Annotated in this window: 17 protein-coding genes and 1 pseudogene; 11 read left to right on the top strand and 7 right to left on the bottom strand. The window is 71.0% G+C overall.

The features are described 5' to 3' along the window. Nucleotide 1 precedes the first annotated feature (1 nt). The 3 genes from Pflav_RS08340 to Pflav_RS08350 are packed head-to-tail and all read left to right on the top strand — an operon-like array spanning nt 2 to nt 3361. Nucleotides 2-868 carry a branched-chain amino acid ABC transporter permease gene (locus tag Pflav_RS08340; protein ID WP_173035097.1) on the top strand — a complete coding sequence of 289 codons (867 nt, stop codon included), beginning with the start codon at nt 2-4 and terminating at the stop codon, nt 866-868. Next, on the top strand, nt 865-1881 hold the full coding sequence (locus tag Pflav_RS08345) for a branched-chain amino acid ABC transporter permease (protein ID WP_173035099.1): 1017 nt from the start codon (nt 865-867) through the stop codon (nt 1879-1881). Before Pflav_RS08340 ends, Pflav_RS08345 begins: the two co-directional genes overlap by 4 nt. A 16-nt stretch (nt 1882-1897) precedes the next feature. After that, a complete protein-coding gene (locus Pflav_RS08350) occupies nt 1898-3361 on the top strand; it encodes a benzaldehyde dehydrogenase (protein ID WP_173035101.1) in 1464 nt (487 codons plus the stop codon). Nucleotides 3362-3379: 18 nt separating this feature from the next. Here Pflav_RS08350 and Pflav_RS08355 read toward each other — a convergent pair whose 3' ends face one another. From Pflav_RS08355 to Pflav_RS08365, 3 genes are all read right to left on the bottom strand, one after another. Next, entirely contained in the window at nt 3380-3949 is a 570-nt protein-coding gene (locus Pflav_RS08355; RefSeq protein ID WP_173035103.1) for a sigma-70 family RNA polymerase sigma factor, read from the bottom strand. Nucleotides 3950-4000: 51 nt separating this feature from the next. Continuing rightward, nucleotides 4001-4765 (bottom strand): zf-HC2 domain-containing protein, encoded by a 765-nt coding sequence (locus Pflav_RS08360; RefSeq protein ID WP_173035105.1) that lies wholly within the window; start codon nt 4763-4765, stop codon nt 4001-4003. A gap of 125 nt (nt 4766-4890) precedes the next feature. Then, the gene (locus tag Pflav_RS08365) at nt 4891-5400 is read right to left on the bottom strand and encodes a copper resistance CopC family protein (protein ID WP_173035107.1); all 510 of its coding nucleotides are present in this window, start codon (nt 5398-5400) and stop codon (nt 4891-4893) included. 108 nt (nt 5401-5508) lie between these two features. Between Pflav_RS08365 and Pflav_RS08370 the strand changes: the two genes are divergently transcribed. From Pflav_RS08370 to Pflav_RS08380, 3 genes and pseudogenes are all read left to right on the top strand, one after another. Continuing rightward, the gene (locus Pflav_RS08370; protein ID WP_173035109.1) at nt 5509-6081 is read left to right on the top strand and encodes a copper chaperone PCu(A)C; all 573 of its coding nucleotides are present in this window, start codon (nt 5509-5511) and stop codon (nt 6079-6081) included. After that, nucleotides 6081-7291: pseudogene (locus tag Pflav_RS08375) on the top strand (Dyp-type peroxidase). Before Pflav_RS08370 ends, Pflav_RS08375 begins: the two are co-directional and overlap by 1 nt. Nucleotides 7292-7402: 111 nt before the next feature. After that, nucleotides 7403-7900, top strand: a complete 498-nt coding sequence (locus Pflav_RS08380) for a YcxB family protein (RefSeq protein WP_173035111.1) — start codon at nt 7403-7405, stop codon at nt 7898-7900. 65 nt (nt 7901-7965) lie between these two features. Here the strand turns inward: Pflav_RS08380 and Pflav_RS08385 are convergent, their stop codons facing one another. The 4 genes from Pflav_RS08385 to Pflav_RS08400 all read right to left on the bottom strand — a co-directional run bounded on the left by Pflav_RS08385 (nt 7966) and on the right by Pflav_RS08400 (nt 12095). Then, nucleotides 7966-8877, bottom strand: coding sequence for a WD40 repeat domain-containing protein (locus Pflav_RS08385; protein ID WP_173035113.1), 912 nt, complete (start codon nt 8875-8877; stop codon nt 7966-7968). A gap of 143 nt (nt 8878-9020) precedes the next feature. Next, complete coding sequence (locus Pflav_RS08390) at nt 9021-10250, bottom strand: Hsp70 family protein (RefSeq protein WP_173035115.1); 1230 nt, start codon at nt 10248-10250, stop codon at nt 9021-9023. 466 nt (nt 10251-10716) lie between these two features. Next, complete coding sequence (locus Pflav_RS08395; protein ID WP_173035117.1) at nt 10717-11085, bottom strand: hypothetical protein; 369 nt, start codon at nt 11083-11085, stop codon at nt 10717-10719. Between the two features lie 104 nt (nt 11086-11189). Next, entirely contained in the window at nt 11190-12095 is a 906-nt protein-coding gene (locus tag Pflav_RS08400) for a LysR family transcriptional regulator (protein WP_173035119.1), read from the bottom strand. Between the two features lie 153 nt (nt 12096-12248). Here Pflav_RS08400 and Pflav_RS08405 point away from each other — a divergent pair, with 153 nt between their 5' ends. From Pflav_RS08405 to Pflav_RS08420, 5 genes are read left to right on the top strand one after another with little or no spacing between them, the layout of a single operon-like run. Continuing rightward, nucleotides 12249-13751, top strand: a complete 1503-nt coding sequence (locus tag Pflav_RS08405) for an ABC transporter substrate-binding protein (protein ID WP_173035121.1) — start codon at nt 12249-12251, stop codon at nt 13749-13751. A 49-nt stretch (nt 13752-13800) separates the two neighbouring features. Then, on the top strand, nt 13801-14772 hold the full coding sequence (locus Pflav_RS08410) for an ABC transporter permease (RefSeq protein WP_173035123.1): 972 nt from the start codon (nt 13801-13803) through the stop codon (nt 14770-14772). Further along, complete coding sequence (locus tag Pflav_RS08415; protein ID WP_173035125.1) at nt 14769-15626, top strand: ABC transporter permease; 858 nt, start codon at nt 14769-14771, stop codon at nt 15624-15626. The genes Pflav_RS08410 and Pflav_RS08415 overlap by 4 nt, the downstream gene beginning before the upstream one ends. After that, the gene (locus tag Pflav_RS45100) at nt 15623-16036 is read left to right on the top strand and encodes an ATP-binding cassette domain-containing protein (RefSeq protein WP_232071095.1); all 414 of its coding nucleotides are present in this window, start codon (nt 15623-15625) and stop codon (nt 16034-16036) included. The genes Pflav_RS08415 and Pflav_RS45100 overlap by 4 nt, the downstream gene beginning before the upstream one ends. Beyond that, complete coding sequence (locus Pflav_RS08420; RefSeq protein WP_232072645.1) at nt 15925-17415, top strand: ABC transporter ATP-binding protein; 1491 nt, start codon at nt 15925-15927, stop codon at nt 17413-17415. Before Pflav_RS45100 ends, Pflav_RS08420 begins: the two co-directional genes overlap by 112 nt. Nucleotides 17416-17464 lie beyond the last annotated feature (49 nt).

Genomic DNA, 17464 nt, shown 5'->3' on the forward strand with positions numbered 1-17464 from the left:
CATGGAGATACTCAACGCCGTCATCCAGGGGCTGCTGATCGGCGGCCTGTACGCGCTGTTCGCCGCCGGCCTGTCGCTGATGTTCGGCGTGATGCGGATCGTCAACCTGGCGCACGGCGACCTCGCCGTGGTCGCCGCCTTCCTCGCGCTGGCGCTGGTCAGCGGCACCGGCCTGCCCCTGTGGCTGGTCGTACTCGTGACCGTTCCGATGTTCGCGTTGCTGGGTTACCTCACCCAGCGGGTGCTTCTGCAACGGAGCTTGTCGTCCGGCCCGCTGGCCACACTGCTGGTCACCTTCGGCCTGTCGATCGTGCTCCAGAACGTCCTGCTGGAGGCGTTCTCCGCGGACACCCGTACGCTCGACGGCGGCTCGTTCGCCACCGGCTCGTTCCGGCTCAACGCCGCCGTCTCGATCGGTTACCTGTCGCTGGCCACGTTCCTGCTCGCGGTGCTCGTACTGATCGGGATCCAGCTGTTCCTGTCCCGCACCGGTCTGGGCCGGATGCTGCGCGCGTCCGCCGACGACCGGGAAACGGCCGGCCTGGTCGGCGGGAACCCGCGGCACATCTACGGGATCGCCACCGCAATCGCGTTCGCCACCGTGGCGATCGCCGGGCTGATGTTCGCGATGCGTTCCTCGTTCGACCCGTCGATCGGGCCGTCCCGGCTCATCTTCGCGTTCGAGGCGGTCGTCATCGGCGGGCTCGGGTCGCTTTGGGGCACTCTGCTCGGTGGTGTCGTCCTCGGCGTCACCCAGTCGCTCGGCGCCCAGATCGACCCCGCGCTCACGCTGCTCGCCGGTCACCTGGTCTTCCTCGCCGTGCTGGCGTTCCGACCGCAGGGCCTGATCCCCGGACGGACCGCATGAGCCTGTCCGCCGCCCTCACCAGCCGGGCCGCCGCCGCGGTCGACGTCCGCCGGGCCGGCCGATCCGCCACGGTGTCCGCGCTGATGCCGCTGGCCGCCGTCGTGGTCCTGGCCGCGTTGCCCTTCCTGGTGTACGCCGGAGTCACCGACACCCTGGTGAACCTCTTCGTCCTGATCGCGCTGGCCAGCATGTGGAACCTGCTCGCCGGGTTCGGTGGCCTGGTCTCGGTCGGGCAGCAGGCCTACATCGGCATCGGTGCCTATAGCGTGATCGCCTTCGCCGGGCAAGGGGTGCAGCCGTACCTCGCGATCCTGCTCGCCGCGCTGACCAGCGTCATTTTCGCGGTGCCGACCTCGTGGTTGGCGTTCCGCCTGCGCGGCGACTACTTCGCGGTCGGCACCTGGGTGATCGCCGAGGTCTACCGCCTGGTGGTCGTCCGCGTCGACAGCCTCGGCGGGGCCAGCGGCAAGGGGCTGACCGGGCTGGCCGGCATCGACCAGACCCTGCGCGGCGCGCTGACCTACTGGGTGGCACTCGGCCTCGCGTTCGCCTCGATCGCCACCTGCTATCTGCTGCTGCGCGGCCGGCTCGGCCTGTCGCTCATGGCGGTTCGCGACGAGGAGACAGCGGCCGGTTCCGCCGGCATCGACGTACGGCGGGCCAAGTATCTGGTCTACCTGGTAGCGGCGGCCGGATGCGGAGCGGCCGGCGGCGTGATCACGGTCAGCTCGCTCAGCGTCAACCCCGACGCCGTCTTCAGCGTGCAGTGGTCGGCCTACATGATCTTCATTGTGGTCATCGGTGGCATCGGCTTCATCGAGGGCCCGCTCCTGGGCGCCGTCGTCTTCTTCGCCCTGCAACAGTTCCTCGCCGACTACGGGTCCTGGTACCTGGTGCTGCTCGGCGCGATCGGTATGGCCGCCGCGCTCTGGCTCCCCGGCGGGCTGTGGGGCGTGATGCGCGACCGCACCGGACTCAGCCTGTTCCCCGTCGGCTATCACGTCAGACTCTGAGGAAAGGAGCCACGCCATGGGTTTGCTCGACAGCGTCGGCTGGCAAGGAAACATTTTCAAGAACGGGACGTGGGTGGCCGGTGGCGCCGGCGACTACCCGGTCGTCGAACCGGCCACCGGCGCGACGCTGGGCCGGATGGGCCACGCCAACGCGCGGGACGTGGCCGAGGCCGGTGCCCACGCCGCCGAGGCGCAGAAGGAGTGGGCCGCGTTGCCGCATACCGCTCGCGCCGCGGTGCTGCGCCGGGCCGGAGACCTCTGGCAGCAACACGCCGGCGAGATCAGCGGCTGGAACGTCCGCGAGGTCGGCGCGGTGCCGGGCATGGCAGGCTTCGCGCTGCACGTCGCGGCCGAGGAATGCTACGAGGCGGCATCGCTGCCCAGCCGGGCGATCGGCGAGCTACTGCCCTCCGAACAGCCCCGGCTGTCGATCGCCCGCCGCGTGCCGGCCGGCGTGGTCGGCGTCATCTCGCCGTTCAACGTGCCGATCATCCTGGGTATCCGCTCGGTCGCTCCGGCGCTCGCGCTCGGCAACGCGGTGATCCTCAAGCCGGACCCGCGCACCGCGGTCACCGGCGGCACGCTGATGGCCCGGATCTTCGAGGAGGCGGGCCTGCCGGCCGGGCTGCTGCACATGCTGCCGGGCGGTGCCGACGTGGGCGAGGCGATGGTGACCGACCCGAACATCCGGGTCATCTCGTTCACCGGGTCAACCCCGGTCGGCCGCCGCATCGGCGAGCTCGCCGGCAAGCACCTCAAGCGGGCTCATCTCGAACTCGGTGGCAACTCCGCCCTGCTGGTACTCGACGACGCGGACGTCGACGCCGCGGTCAACTTGGCCGCATGGGGGTCCTTCTTCCACCAGGGCCAGATATGCATGACCACCGGCCGGCACCTGGTCGCCGCGCGGATCTACGACGAGTTTGTGGAGCGGCTCGCCGACAAGGCCGGCAAGCTGCCCGTCGGCAACCCGGCGACCGAGCAGGTCGCGCTCGGCCCGATCATCGACGCCGGTCAGCGCGACAAGATCCACGGCATGGTTACGGCCAGCGCCGACCAGGGCGCCAAGGTCATCGCCGGGGGATCGTACGAGCAGCTGTTCTACCGGCCGACGGTGCTGGCCGACGTGCCGTTGACCGCCCCGGCCTTCGCCGAGGAGGTGTTCGGCCCGGTCGCGCCGGTCACCCGGGTCTCCACTGTGGACGAGGCGGTCGAGTTCGCCGGGGCAAGCGAATACGGACTCTCGCTCGGCATCGTCACCCGGGACGTGATGCGCGGCCTAGCCGTCGCCGAGCAAATCCCCACCGGGATCGTGCACATCAACGACCAAACCGTCAACGACGAGGCCAACGCCCCGTTCGGCGGCGTCCGCGCGTCCGGCACAGGCTCCCGCTTCGGCGGCGCCCCGGCCAACATCGACGCCTTCACCGAAACCCGATGGATCACCCTGCGCGGCGAACCAGCCACATACCCCTTCTAAAGCCGTTGGTGTACCGCGTCAGGCGGAGTCGTCGCGGCGCACCTTGCCGCCATCGGTGTTGGTCATGGCGGCGACGAGGTCGTCGCGGGCGCGGGCTACGCGGGAGCGGATGGTGCCGACGGGGCAGTCGCAGACCTGTGCCGCTTCGGCGTAGGAGAGGCCGAGGATCTGGGTGGCGACGAACGCTTCGCGCCGCTCGGGTGCCAAGCCGGTCAGCAGTCGCCGCAGCACCACCTGGTCCTCGACGGCGGAGCCGGTCGCGGCTCGGGAGTCGGCCGCAGCCTGCCAGTCTTCCAGCGGGCGTGGTCGAGGTCGGGCGGCTGCCGCGCGGTGGTGGTCGACGACGACGCGGCGGGCGATCACGTACAGCCAGGTGCTGGCGGAGGAGCGGGCGGCGAAGCGGGGCAGGCTGCGCAGCGCTCGGATGTAGGTTTCCTGCGTCAGGTCGTCGGCCTCCCCTGCGCCGGCGAGGTGGGCGATAAACCGCCAAACCTGCTGCTGGGTGGCGCGGACAAACGCGGCCGCGGCGGCTTGGTCTCCGCGACCGGCGGCGACCGCCAGCCGCGTCGTCTGGTGCTCGTCGTCCATGTATTCCTCCATACCGGCGTCACGTACGGTGCTCTCGCCCGAGGCTCTGTGTCACGCTGCCCACCGGTCGTCCGCTCGCGCATGAACAGCGCCGGTTGCCCGGAGTTGGCCGGGTACGAGCCGGAGGGTGGGTCGGGCGGGTGCTGTCTCCGGCTCGGGATCGAAGCTGGCCCGCCACCGATCGCGGCGATCGCCCCTGCCGGCGGGCGGTTCACCTGGGCCGATGCCGAGCCGGGACATGACCAGGATGATCGCGTAGCCGGCGACGATGATCGAGTGGCTTAGCACGCGGGTCAGGTCGACTCGGCCGGCGATCAGGTCGTTCATGGTCAGCAGCGTGAGCGCGCCGACGAACGCGGTGAGGGTCGGCACGATTCCGGTCGGCCGGGTGCGACGCAAGGCGATCCAGGCGAACCCGGCGGCGACGGCGAGGTTCCACGCGGCCGACTCGTGCCACAGGTGACCCCCGGCGCCGGCACCGGCGGCGTGCAGGTGCTGCGTTGCCGCGGAGCCGCCGATCTGGGCGGCGCCGAGCAGAAACTGGGCGAGCCCGAACGCGCCGAGCAGGATCCGCAGCGCCGCCGAGAGGCGGGCCCGGCGCGGGCCGGGCGCCGCCTCGAGGACCGTGTCGTCGACCGCGATGCCCGTCGGCGCCGGCGCGGTGCGCATCAGCCGGGTAACCCTGGCCGCGGCGTCGAACCAGTCGCGGCAGGCCACGCACCCGGCCAGGTGCGCGTCCGTGGCTTCGCGTTCGGCAAGGCTCTCCTCGCCGTCGAGGCGGACCGACAGCGATTCCCGGAAGTGTTCGCACCCCATGTACTGGTAGTCGGTCCAAGACGCCGGAAGGTTCCCGGAGATGACAGGTCAGGTTCCGGACTGTCGCCGGCGGCGCCACAGCAGGCCGCCGAGCGCGGCGAGGGCGAGGACCGCGACGGCCACGATCACCCATACGACACCCGAGGATGACGAGGAGTCGCTGGCCTGGCCCACCGGGGTCGATGACGGCGCGGCGGCGCTGGTGGCCGGGGCCGTGGTCGGATCGAGGCTCGGGCTCGGCTCCGCTGAGGGGTGGGCGGCGCGACCTGGTTGGTGAACGTGAAGCTGCCCTCCATCGGGTGCCCATCCGCGGCGAAGGTGCGCCACGCCACGGTGATAGCGCCGACCGGCAGCGCGTCCACCTTCTGGGTGATCGTCTTGTCCACGACCTCGGCGGCGCCGGCGCTGTAGGAGGTCTTGTCGGGGCCAGTCACCACGATCGTCGTACCCGGCTTCTTGATCAGCCCGGTGAACGTCAGCGTCACTTCGGCGACCGGCTTGGTCGTGGTGCTTTTCGCAGCCGGGACGGTGCTTTTCAGCTCGGTGTGTGCCGACGCGGGCGCGGCCGGCAGGACGACGACAAGTGCCGCGGCGAGAGCGGCGGTGGCGGCGGACAGCAGTCGGTAACGGTTCACGGCGCCCACCGTAGCGCCTCACCCCTGGTGGGTTGTCAAGGGAACTTTCCGCGGGCCGCTAGCGACAAACCTCTCTGACCGAGCCTCATCGTGGGAGGGCAAGTTCGAATGATGGTGACGAAGGCCGCACGCGGAAACCGACGCCGGGTGCTGGGGTGCGGCGTACTCGTGGCCGCCGTACTGCTCGTGGGGGCGTGTTCCGACGACGCCGAGCCTTCGGGCGGCGCTTCACCGTCCGCGCGGGAAGCCGCGCCCGCGGCGGCGCGGCCGCTGGAGGTGCGGGACATGTGGGTCAAGACCGCAAGCTCGGGGATGTCGGCCGCGTTCGGCATGCTGATGAACATCACCGGCACGGATGTCACGGTGGTCAAGGCGACCTCGACCGCGTCGCCGATGGTGGAGCTGCACGAAGTGGCCACAGTGGACGGCAAGATGGTGATGCGGCCGAAGGACGGCGGTTTCACGATCCCCGCCGGCGGTACGCACGAGCTCAAGCCGGGCGGCGACCACCTGATGCTGATGGACGTGAAGACGCCGGTTACCGCCGGCACCGAAGTCACCATCACGCTGACGTTCGCCGACGGCAAGACCATGGAGTTCACCGCGGTGGGCAAGGACTTCGCCGGCGGCAACGAAAGCTACCAGCCGGAGATGCCTGGCATGTCGCCGAGCGCTGGCTGATGGGCCGCGTCAGCAGGCGCCACCTGCTGGCCGGCGGGGCACTGACCGCCGGTGGCGCTGTCGCGGGCGCCGCTGGCGTCGCTCTCGGCCAACCCCAGGAAGCCCCGGCCACCATCGTGGCGGAGCCGGTGGCGCACGGCACGCAGACGGTCCCGTTCTACGGGGTACATCAGGCCGGCATCGACACGCCGGCGCAGGCGCATGCCGCGTTCGTCGCGTTCGACCTGGTCGCCGGCGTGGACCGGGCGGCGCTCGTCCGGCTCATGCGCCTGCTGACCGACGACGCGGCCCGGCTCACGCGGGGCGGCCGGCGCTGGCCGACACCGAACCGGAGCTGGCGGTACTGCCGGCCCGGCTGACGGTCACGTTCGGGTTCGGTCCGGGCTTCTTCGCCGCCGCCGGACTCGACAAGCTCCGCCCGAGGTCGGTCGCGCCGCTGCCCGCGTTCGCCATCGACCGGCTGGAGGAGCGGTGGTCCGGTGGTGATCTACTCATCCAGGTCTGTGCCGACGACCCGCTCACCGTCACCCATACCCAACGCATGCTGCTCAAGGACACCCTCGCGTTCGCCCGTCCACGATGGACACAGCGCGGGTTTCGGCGCAGCCGTGGCAGCCAGGACGACGGCGTCACACAGCGAAACGTCATGGGCCAGCTCGACGGTACCCGCAACCCGCCGCTGGGCAGCCCGGAGTTCGACGGCGCGGTATGGGTCGACAGTGGACCATCGTGGCTGCGCGGCGGTACCACACTCGTCGTGCGGCGTATCCGCGCCGAGATGGAGAAGTGGGACGCGGTCGACACCATGGGCAAGGAGTTCGCCGTCGGCCGCAAGCTCGACACCGGCGCGCCGCTGACCGGCACCCAGGAACACGACCTGCCGGACTACCGGGCCACGAACGAGCTGGGGTTGACCGTCATCTCCGAGACCTCGCACATCGCCCGCGCGCACGTCGATTCCAACCGGCAGCGGATCTTCCGCCGCCCCTACAACTACGACGAGCCACCGGGCCCGGACGGCCGGCCGGACATGGGGCTCATCTTTGCCGCCTACCAACGCGACGTGGGCGAACAGTTCCTGCCGATCCAGCGCAACCTCGCCGAGGCCGACCTCATGAACGACTGGATCACCCCGATCGGCTCGGCGGTCTTCGTCGTCCCACCCGGCTGCGCCGAGGGCGGCTGGATCGGTGCGGCGCTGCTGGGTTGAGCGACCCGCCCCGCACGCCGCTGATTGCTGCTACCTCGACGTTGTTGCAGATGAGGGCTCCGCCTGGAGTATCGCCGCCCCAGGGCGAGTCGGGGGCACTATCGTTCTGGCGTGCACATCCGTTTTGACGTCCCAGCCGATCCCGACTACCCAGGCCGCGTGGCCGCCGCGCTCAGCCGTGTTCGGCTGCGCAAGTACGGCTATGTCGGCGCGGTGCTGGCGGCGGTCGGGGCGATCGGTCTGGTCGTCTCGCGAGGGTTCTCGTGGGGCGACAAGCTCTCGCTGCTGTGCACGCCGCTGGTCGTGGGTGGCCTGCTGTCGATGTTGTGGGCGCCGTGGGTGCGGTGGCGCGCCCAGCGTCGCTCCAGTCGCTACGCCGTCGAGGGCGCGTACGACATCACCGACGACAACATCATGATGCGCAGCGGCTCGGAGTCCGGCGGCATCGCCTGGGATGGGGTCGCCCAGGTCAAAGACACCCCGGAGTTCTGGATCGTGTACGTCGGACGGATGCCGGCCACCGTGATCCCACGCCACTTGATGTCCGCGGAGGACGCCGAGACGTTGCGGGCCTATATGGCCAAACGCGGGCTACTCGAGCGTCGCTGACGCCATCTGCCGCGAACTGGTTGTCCACCAGGACCGCCTCGACGCGGCGGCGGGACGCACAGGGGTCACCCGTTGGCCAGCACAGCGGAGAGATCCCACACCTGGGCGCCCCCGAACGACCCGAGCGCGAGGAAGCGGCTGTCCGCGCTGAACCGCGCCTCGTCGAGGCCGGCTGGCCCGGCGAAGGCGTCAACCAGCGGGCGGCGTGTGGCAACATCCCAGAGCTGGGAGACCCCCTTCGCATGCGTCCACAGGTACTTGCCGTTCGGGCTGAACTCCACGCGGATGTCGGGAGTGCTCGTCGCGGGAACCACCGGCACCGTCGCGACCTGCCGCCGGGACGTCGTATCCCACAGCGATATGCCGTCAGCCGCCGCGATAGCCACCAGGGTCCCGTTGGGCTGTACCGCCGGGACCGAGTAGTACGGGAGGTCGAACCGCTTTATGACGCTCGGACCGGCCATGTTCCAGACGTAGAAGGTCTTGTAGTCGGTGACGTTGCCGACCCCGATGCGACCGTTGTCACCGAGCCGGAAGTTGACGATCCCGCGACCGCTCACCTCAACGGCGATGCCCTGACGGGTGAATCCGCGGGTTTCCCAGCGCTCCACCCTGCCCCCAGTTTTGACCAGCAACCACTTCCCATCCGGTGCGAAGGCGATGTCGTCGATGCCGAAGAACGCGGCGTTGACGCCCACGTTGCCCGTTGGCGGGGCGACCACGGGGTTCGCGATCCGGCGCTTCTTGGCGATGTCCCAGACCCATACCTCGGTGCTCTTGCCGCTGGCCGCGAGCAGCCGGCCGTCGGGGCTGAACGCCAACTCCTGGATGTCGCCGGGGAACCCGGCGAACTCCACCGCGACTTTGGCGGACGCGATGTTCCAGATCACGATGCGGCCGTCGTGAGACCCGGCCAGCAGGTTGCCGTCACCCGGCCTGAAACGTAGGTTCGAGTACCCGATCAGGCCTGCCGCCACGGCTGGGCTGTCCCCAGCCGCCCTACCGATCACAGGCGCGGTCGCGGCCGACGACGGCTGCGCGGAGGCCGTAGGCGGGGCTGTGGTTGGTGGCCCGGACACCGGTCGGCGCCCATTACCCGCTGACCACCACAGCAGGACTGCTACCACGACCACCGCCAGGACCACCATCGCGACAGCGGCCGGCTGCCCGCCATTCGCCTGTTCCTCTGTCGGTGGGGCAGTGACGGCGTCGGCTCCGGGACGCTCGGTGGGGGAGCCTCGACGGTCGAGGGCTCCGGGTCCGCGACAGGGACGATCGGCGTCTCGACTTCCGCGTGGAGCGCCCCTTCTGCCACCACCATCTCCGGCTGGTCGGTCAGGACCGGAGCGACGCCGAGCGCACGGTGGAGCGTCGTGGCGACCAATGGCATCCGGCAGGCGCCGCCGACGAGGAACACCCGCTGCGGCGGACCGGACAGCGAGGCCGATCGGAGAATGGCCCGGACCTCGCGGACGGTGAGGTCGAGTACCGGCTTGGCGAGGTCCTCAAGCTTCTCCCGCCCGAGCGGGAGGTCGTCGTCGAAGAGGGGAACTGGCACAAGGCTCGTGGCGGTGCGGGCGAGCGACTCCTTGGCCGACCGGATGTCCGCCCACAGTTGCAGGCGGGCTCGCCGGTCGACTACGTCGCCGGAGTTGGCCAGGCGGCTCCACAGCGGACGGTCACGATCGGCGAGCAGGCGACCGAAGTAGGCGAACACCGCCGCGTCGATGTCGAGACCACCGGACTCGGGCAGGCCGCCAGAGGCCAGGACCGTCGCCCTGTCGCCGTCCTGCCGCATCAGGGTGATGTCGAGGGTGCCGGCGCCGAAGTCGTAGACCAGCCCGGTTTCGCCCGATCCCAGCCCGAGGCCCGCGGCGGTAGCGAAGTAGCTGGCCGCGGCGACCGGCTCGGCGACCAAGCCGACCGGCTCCATGCCGGCGCGCACAGCGGCCTCGACGAGGATCGCGCGGCGCTGGCGCCCCCATCCGGCGGGGTAGGTCAGCACGACCGGAGGCACGTCACCGCCGGTGGTCCGGGTCGCCTCGGCGAGGACACGGCGCAGCACCGCGGCGATCACATCGGTGACCGGCAGCTCCCGCGACCCGAGCAGCACGGTGCCGTGGTCCAGGCAGCGCTTGGGGTGAAGCTCCGCCGACTCGGGCCGGGACCTGGCGGCGTGGAGCGCGTCGCGACCGGTGAGCAACTCACCGTCAGCATCGACGCAGACAGCTGACGGCAACAACGGCGAGCCGTCGAACAGCAGCGGCCGGACGCGATCCGCCCAGGCCAGGACCGCCACAGTGGTGGATGTCCCAAAGTCCACACTGAGCCGTAGTTCGCGACCTGGCACCATCCAACCGTAGCGATGCCCGCAACAGCAGGACATTGGAAGGGCACGCGCAGCGTGCGCCCTGGTGGTGGGGATTGGCGAGGTCCGACCTCGGCGTCATGTCGCGGTTAAGGATTCAAAATCATGGAAGTTGAGCTACCGCGATGTCCGTGGTGGTCCGGACCGTCGCTCCCGCGGCCTCGCCCTTCGCGGTTGGGCGAGCTCCCCCCCGGGGCGGTGGTCGGCCGACCGTGACCTTCGCTGCCGGGTCCGTGCTTCGGCCAGCCTTGACCTGGCTCGGCGGTTGGGCGGTGGGTCCGTCCGAAGGCAAGCACGCGCCCAAAGGGTGCTGGGTTTGCCTTGATCGACGGTACGGCGGGCCGCCGTCTGGCAGATCGTGGTACTTAGATGCCCCTGGAGGGGCAGTTCGGTACCACGATCTCTCGCGTACCCCACCCGACCGCGTCGATGATCAGCCTCAGGTGATTCAGTCGACGGGGCCGCCGAGGTCGCTGCCGGGCTGGTCGCCGCTCAGCAGGATCAGGGCAGCGAGGACGCCTGCGAGTGCCAGACCACCGAGCAGCACCCATGCGCTGCCGGTAACGAGGCCCACAGTTACGGTCAGGCCGGCGATGACGATCACGAACTGCCCGGCGAGTGCCACCCCAACACCCCACCGCTTGTGGTCGGCCAGGTAGAACCATGCGGCGGCCGCGACGAGCGCCGCCCAGAGGGACAACCAGGCGAGCCCGCCCGGCGCCACACCCGCCAAAACCAGGCACAGGAAGCCCGCGACGGCCGCGGTGCCGAGCGTCGTGCGCACGGCCTCGCCGAAACGCGCGTATGTACCCGTCACGCCCATCTCCTTGGTAGTAGCTGGAATGCGATGCCAGGACTATCGAGCGCCGGAACCCAGCGTAAAGCTTCTGGGCCATGACCCCGGCTTATGAAAGAGTGGCGTTAGTCGATCGTCTCTGGATGGGGTTGCGGGGCCAGCGCGGCCAGGTGGTGCAGGAACGCGGCCGCCGCCGGGGCGCGCCGCCGGCGGCGGCGCCAGATCAGCATCAGGGACGGCCGGATCGGCGGGTCGAGGGGCCGGCTCCAGATGGGGTACGGGCTCTGCTCGATGAACGCGACCGGCAGGATGGCCAGCCCCAGCCCGTGCCCGACGAGTCCGACGAGCACGGGCATCTCGTTCGACTCGACGATGATGTTGGGAGTCGCACCCGCCGCCCGGAGCACCTTGTCGGCGGCGGCGCGCAGTCCGGCCCCCTCGCGAAAGCTGATGAGGTCGTGGCCGTCGAGCTCGCGGGCGGGCACCGACTCGTAGTCCTCGAACGGGTGCCCGGGCGTCCCGGCCAGCCGCAGGTCGTCGGTGTCGATGACGAGCCAGCCGACGCCGGCGGGCAGCTGGTCGGGCTCGGTGGAGACCATGGCCAGGTCGATGGTGTCGTCACGGACCATGTCGATCAGCTCCGGCCCGGTGCCCTCGCGCAGCCGTACCCGCACACCGGGGTACGCGGAGCGGAAGTCGGCGATGATGGCCGGCACATCGAGCGTCGCGGACGGCACCGTCGCGCCGAAGCTGACCTGGCCCACCGTGTCACCGCGCAGGCTCACCGCCTCGTCCCGGGCGGTGCTCACCTCGGCCATGATCCGGCGGGCCCGGGCGGCGAACAGCTCGCCGGCGGGCGTGGGCGTGACGGTCGGACGGGCCCGGTAGAGCAGGCTGACGCCGAGCTCGCGCTCCAGCGCGCCGACGTGGTGCGACACCGCGGACTGGGCGATGTGCAGGCGGTGCGCGGCGCGGGTGAACGTGCCGTAGTCGATCACGGCGAGCAGGTACTCCAGCTGGCGCAGCTCCATGACCCAGCAAGATAGCGCCATCGATCATCTGAAAACCAGATGATCGCTAGCTTGAACTCCTCATGGACCGATGGTTGCGGCGGCGGCAGAATGGCGGCACGCGAGGCAATTTTCCCAGGTGGGGCGCGATATAGAGGCCGAGGAGGCAGGGTTATGACTGCGGGTACAGGCTGGAGCAGACGCCGGTTTCTTCACCTCGCCGGAGCGGGTGCGGTCGCGGTCGGACTGGGCGGTTGCGGCGCCAGCGACGGCGACGACTCGGCGACCGGCCAGGCCGGCGGCACGCTGCGGATCCTCGCCAACGACGGGAGCACGAACGACAGCCTGGACCCGCTGCGGCTGGAGCGCAGCTTCCAGATCCTGGCCGCGCCGCTGATCTACGAAGCGCTGGTCGACCTGGACGAGCAGCTACTGCCGCAGCCCCGGCTCGCGGAGAAGTTCGAGACCACCGACGGTGGCAAGACCTGGACGTTCACGCTGCGGCAGGGCGTCACCTTCCACGACGGCTCGCCGCTGACCCCAGCGGACGTGGTCGCCTCGATCAGCCGCGCGCTCGACCCCGAGGCCGGTTCCGGCAACTCGCTCGCCGGCCAGCTCGACAAGATCCTGTTGCCCGCCGGCATCAAGGCCGTCGACGACCGCACCGTGCGCTTCAGCCTTGAGCAGGCGTACGTCTTCTTCCCGAACGCGATGGCCACCCGGTTCGCGCGCATCTACAAGGCGGGCACGACCGACTTCGCCAAGCCGGTCGGCACCGGGCCGTTCACGTTCGTCTCGCTGACGCCCGGCCGGGAGTTCGTCGCCCAGCGCAACCCGAACTTCTGGCGCAACCAGGTCACGCTCGACCGGGTCGTCATCACCAACGTGGCCGACGACTCCTCGCGGGTCTCGTCGCTGCTGGCCGGCGACGCTGACCTGGTCTTCGAGATCTCGCTGGCCGCCGCGCCGGACATCAAGAACAGCGACGGGTACACGATCCTGGAGCAGGCGAACGCCAGGTGGCTCGCGATGGGGCTGGACGGCACGGTCGCGCCGTTCGACAAGCCCGACGTGGTGAAGGCGATCAAGCTGGCCCTCGACCGGCAGCAGATCATCGACAACGCGCTCGGCGGCTACGGCACGATCGGGTACGACACGCCGATCGCCGCGCAGGACAAGTGGTTCGCCAACCTGCCGCAGCCGACCCGGGACGTGGCCGCGGCCAAGCAGTTGCTGGCCAACGCCGGCTACCCAGACGGGCTGGACCTGCCGGCCGTAGTGGGGCTCTCCGACGAGCCGGCGACGATGGCGTTCCTCCAGGTCGCCCAGCAGCAGCTGAAGGAGGCCGGCATCCGGTTCGAGATCAAGCCGGAGTCGGGCGCGACCTACTGGGACAACTCGTGGCTCAAGGTCGCCTCGTACTCGAACACGTACCTGCGCCGCCACCCCGACGAGATCATGAAGCTGGTCTTCCTGAGCAGCGGCACCTGGCACCAGTCCAAGCTGAAGGACGCGGAGATCGACCAGGCTATCAACGCGGCCGGCCAGACCACCGAGCTTGACCAGCAAGTCGCCGCGTACTCCCAGGCCCAGCGCCTCATCGCGGAACGGGACACCACGGTCGTGCCGGCGCACTTCCCCGGCTCTCCGGCCTCAGCACGAAGGTCAAGGGTGTGAAGACCAATCCCGTGTCGTTCCTCGAAGTCGACCAGGCGGCGGTCGCCTGATGCGCGCCATCCTGGTCAAGGCGCTGGCCGGGCTCGTGACCGGCCTGCTCACCGTCGTGCTCGCCAGCATGGTGGTCTTCGCGGCGGTCGAGGTGCTGCCCCGCGACCCGGCCCGCACCGCCCTTGGCAACGAGTCGACGGAGCAGCAGCGAGCGGCCTTCCGCGAGGAGTACGGCCTCGACGACCCGGCGCCGGTGCGGTACGCGCGGTGGGCCGGCGGCATGCTCCGCGGCGACTTCGGCGACTCGATCATCTCCCAGCGCCCGATCGCCGACGAGCTCTGGCCGAGGCTCGGCCGCACCGCGCTGCTGGCCCTGACCGCGCTGCTGATCAGCGTGGCGGTGGGCATCCCGCTCGCCGCCCGCGCCGCGAGACGCCCCGGCGGCGCCTTCGACACCGTCGCCAACCTGCTCTCCACCGGGGTGAGCGCGGTGCCGGAGTTCGTCGTCGGCATCGGCCTCGTGTACATCTTCGCCTCCTGGCTCGGCCTGCTCCCGGTGCTCAGCAACGGAGTCGACAATGGACAGTGGGCGGGCCTGATCCTGCCCGCGCTCGCACTGGGCCTGGCCGCCGTGTCGTACGTGTTCCGCTTCGCCCGGATCGGCGTGGCCGAGACCGCCGGCTCGCCGTTCGTCCGCTCGGCCCGGCTGCGCGGCTTCTCCGAGCGCCGGCTCACCTGGCGGCACGTGCTGCCGGTGGCCAGCTCGGCGGTCGTCAACGTCGTCGCGCTCAACGCCATCTACCTGCTCGGCGGCGTCATCGTGGTGGAAAACCTCTTCGCCTATCCCGGGCTCGGCACGATGCTCATCGGCGGGGTACGCGACAACGACCTGCCGACCATCGAGGCGGTCGCGGTGGTGACAGCCGCGCTGCTGGTCGCCGTCAACGTCGCTGCGGACGCGCTCGTCGCAGTGCTCAACCCGCGTACCCGCCAGCGTGTCCCGGTCGCGTCCGAGGCGGTGATCCCGTGACGACCACTGTGGACACGATCGCCGCCCCTTGGCGCAAACGGTCCGCCGCCTCGTCGGTCGGGGTGACCGTCGGCGGCGCCGCACTGCTACTGGCGCTCGGCGTGGCGCTGCTGGGCCCGCTGCTCGCACCGTTCGACCCGGTCGCGATCGCCGGCCGGCCCCGGCTCGGCCCGTCCGCCGAGCACCTGCTCGGCACCGACCAGCTCGGGCGCGACCTGCTGAGCAGGGTGCTGCACGGCGGCTGGAGCGTGGTCGCGGTGCCGACGCTCGCGACGCTCGTGGCGTTCGGCATCGGGGCGGCGATCGGGGTGTGGACCGGGCTCGCCGGCGGGCACCGCGACCTGGTCACCTCCCGCCTGGTCGACGTGCTCATCTCGCTGCCGCCGCTACTGATGGCGATCGTCTTCATCTCGGCGTTCGGCTCGTCGGCGGTGGTGCTGGTCGGCGTGACCGCGCTCTTCTTCGTGCCCCGCGTCGTGCGGGTCGTACGCGGCGCCACCGCCGCCGTCGTCGCATCGGACTACGTGGCCGCCTCCCGGGCCCGCGGCGACAGCACTACGCAGATCCTGCGCCGCGACGTGGTGCCCAACATCTCCGGCCAGCTCGTCGTCGAGTTCGGCGCCCGGCTGTCCAATGTGGTCATGTTCGTGGCCACGCTCAACTACCTCGGCCTCGGCGTACACCCGCCGCAGCCGAGCTGGGGGCTGATGGTGGCGGAGAACACCCTCCTGCTGCGCACAAACCCGCTCGCCGTGCTTGTGCCGGCCGCCCTGATCGCCGCGCTCGCGGTCGGCGTGAGCCTGGTCTCGGACCGGGTCGCCGAGCGGCTCGCGGTGGATGTGGTGGCGCCGTGACCGCCGTACTGCGGGTCAGCGGCCTGACCGTCGACTACCGCGGCCCGTCCGGGCCGGTGCGGGTGGTCCGCGGCGTCGGCTTCGAGCTGTACCGGGGCCGGGTGCTGGGGTTGGTGGGGGAGAGCGGCAGCGGCAAGTCGACCGCCGCGCTCGCCGCCATCGGCGTCACCGAAGGGCTGCGCCGGGAGGCCGGTGCGAGCCTGCTCGACGGCGACGACCTGTGCGCGCTGCCGCCCGGCCAGGTGCGGCGGGTCTGGGGCGGCGGATCGGGTACGTGCCGCAGGAGATCGGTGGCGCGCTGCACCCCACATACCGGGTGCGGACCCAGTTTCGGGAGACGCTGCGGCTCAACGCCGGGCTCGACAAGCGGGCCGCCGACCGCCGCGCCGCCGAACTGCTCGCCTCGGTGAACGTCGCCGCCGCCGCACTGCGCCGGTATCCGCACGAGCTTTCCGGCGGCCAGCTCCAGCGGGTCGCGCTCGCCCTCGCGCTCGCGCCGGACCCGGAGGTGCTGGTACTCGACGAGCCGACCACCGGTCTCGACGTCAACAGCCAGCAGCAGGTCGCCACGGTGCTGCGCCGGGCGGTGCGGGAGCGGGGCGTCGCGGCCCTGTTCATCAGCCACGACCTGGCGCTGCTGTCCGAGGTCGCCGACGACGTCGCGGTCATGTACGCCGGGGAGATCGTCGAGACCGGCCCGGTGGCCGCGGTGCTGCACGAGCCGCGCCACCCGTACACCCGGGCGCTCCTCAACGCCGTGCCCTCACCGCTGGAGGCGGTAACCACCGAGGGCATCCCCGGTGTGCCGCCCGGCCGGGTGGTCGACGGCGAGTGCGGCTTCGCGGCCCGGTGCCCGCACGCCGCGGCGTCGTGCCGGGCGGCGGTGCCGGCGCTGGCGTCCATCGAGGACGGTCGGACCGTGCGCTGCGTGCGCCACCGCGAGTTGAGCCTCACCGTGGTCGCCGACCGCCGGCGGGCCGCCAGCGAGCCGGACACCCGCACGGCCCTGGAGGTCGTCGACGTCACCTGCGCCTACGGCACGACGACCGCCGCGGCCGGCGTGTCGCTGCGGGTGCACGAGGGCTCGGTGACCGCGCTGGTGGGGGAGAGCGGCAGCGGCAAGTCCACATTGGGGCGCGCGGTGGCCGGGCTGCTCCGCCCGGTCTCCGGCGAGATCCGGCTGGACGGCGAGCCGCTACCCCTGGACCCGCGCCGGCGCACGGTCGAGCAGCGCCACCACATCCAGCTCATCTTCCAGAACCCGAGCACCTCCCTCAACCCGCGCCGTACCGTGGGCGACCTGCTCCGGCACGTCACCAGCCGGTTCGTCGAGGGCGACCGGGCAGCCCGGGACGAGGCGATCGCGCAGACGCTGGCCGCCGTGCAGCTCGCGCCCGCCGTGCTGGACCGATACCCCGGGCAGCTCAGCGGCGGGCAGCGGCAGCGGGTGGCGATCGCCGCGGCCTTCGTGGCCCGCCCTCGGCTGGTGGTCTGCGACGAGATCACCTCCGGGCAGGACGTCTCCGTGCAGGCCGCGATCCTGGCCACCCTCGCCGATCTGCGCCGCCGCCTCGGCACGTCGGTGCTGTTCATCTCGCACGACCTGGGTGTCGTGCGCTCGATCGCCGACCACGTCTACGTCATGCGGCACGGCCGGATCGTCGAGTCCGGCCGCACCGAGGAGGTGTACGGCGCGCCACGGGACGAGTACACCCGCTCCCTGCTCGACGCCGTGCCCGCGATCGCGCCGGTGGTGCCGTCCGAAGCAGTTCAAGAGAGGTCAGCATGAACTCGTTGGAAGATGTCGTCCGGCTCGCGGCGCAGGCCGCGGTCGACCA

The sequence above is a fragment of the Phytohabitans flavus genome, assembly GCF_011764545.1.
GTDB lineage: Bacteria > Actinomycetota > Actinomycetes > Mycobacteriales > Micromonosporaceae > Phytohabitans > Phytohabitans flavus.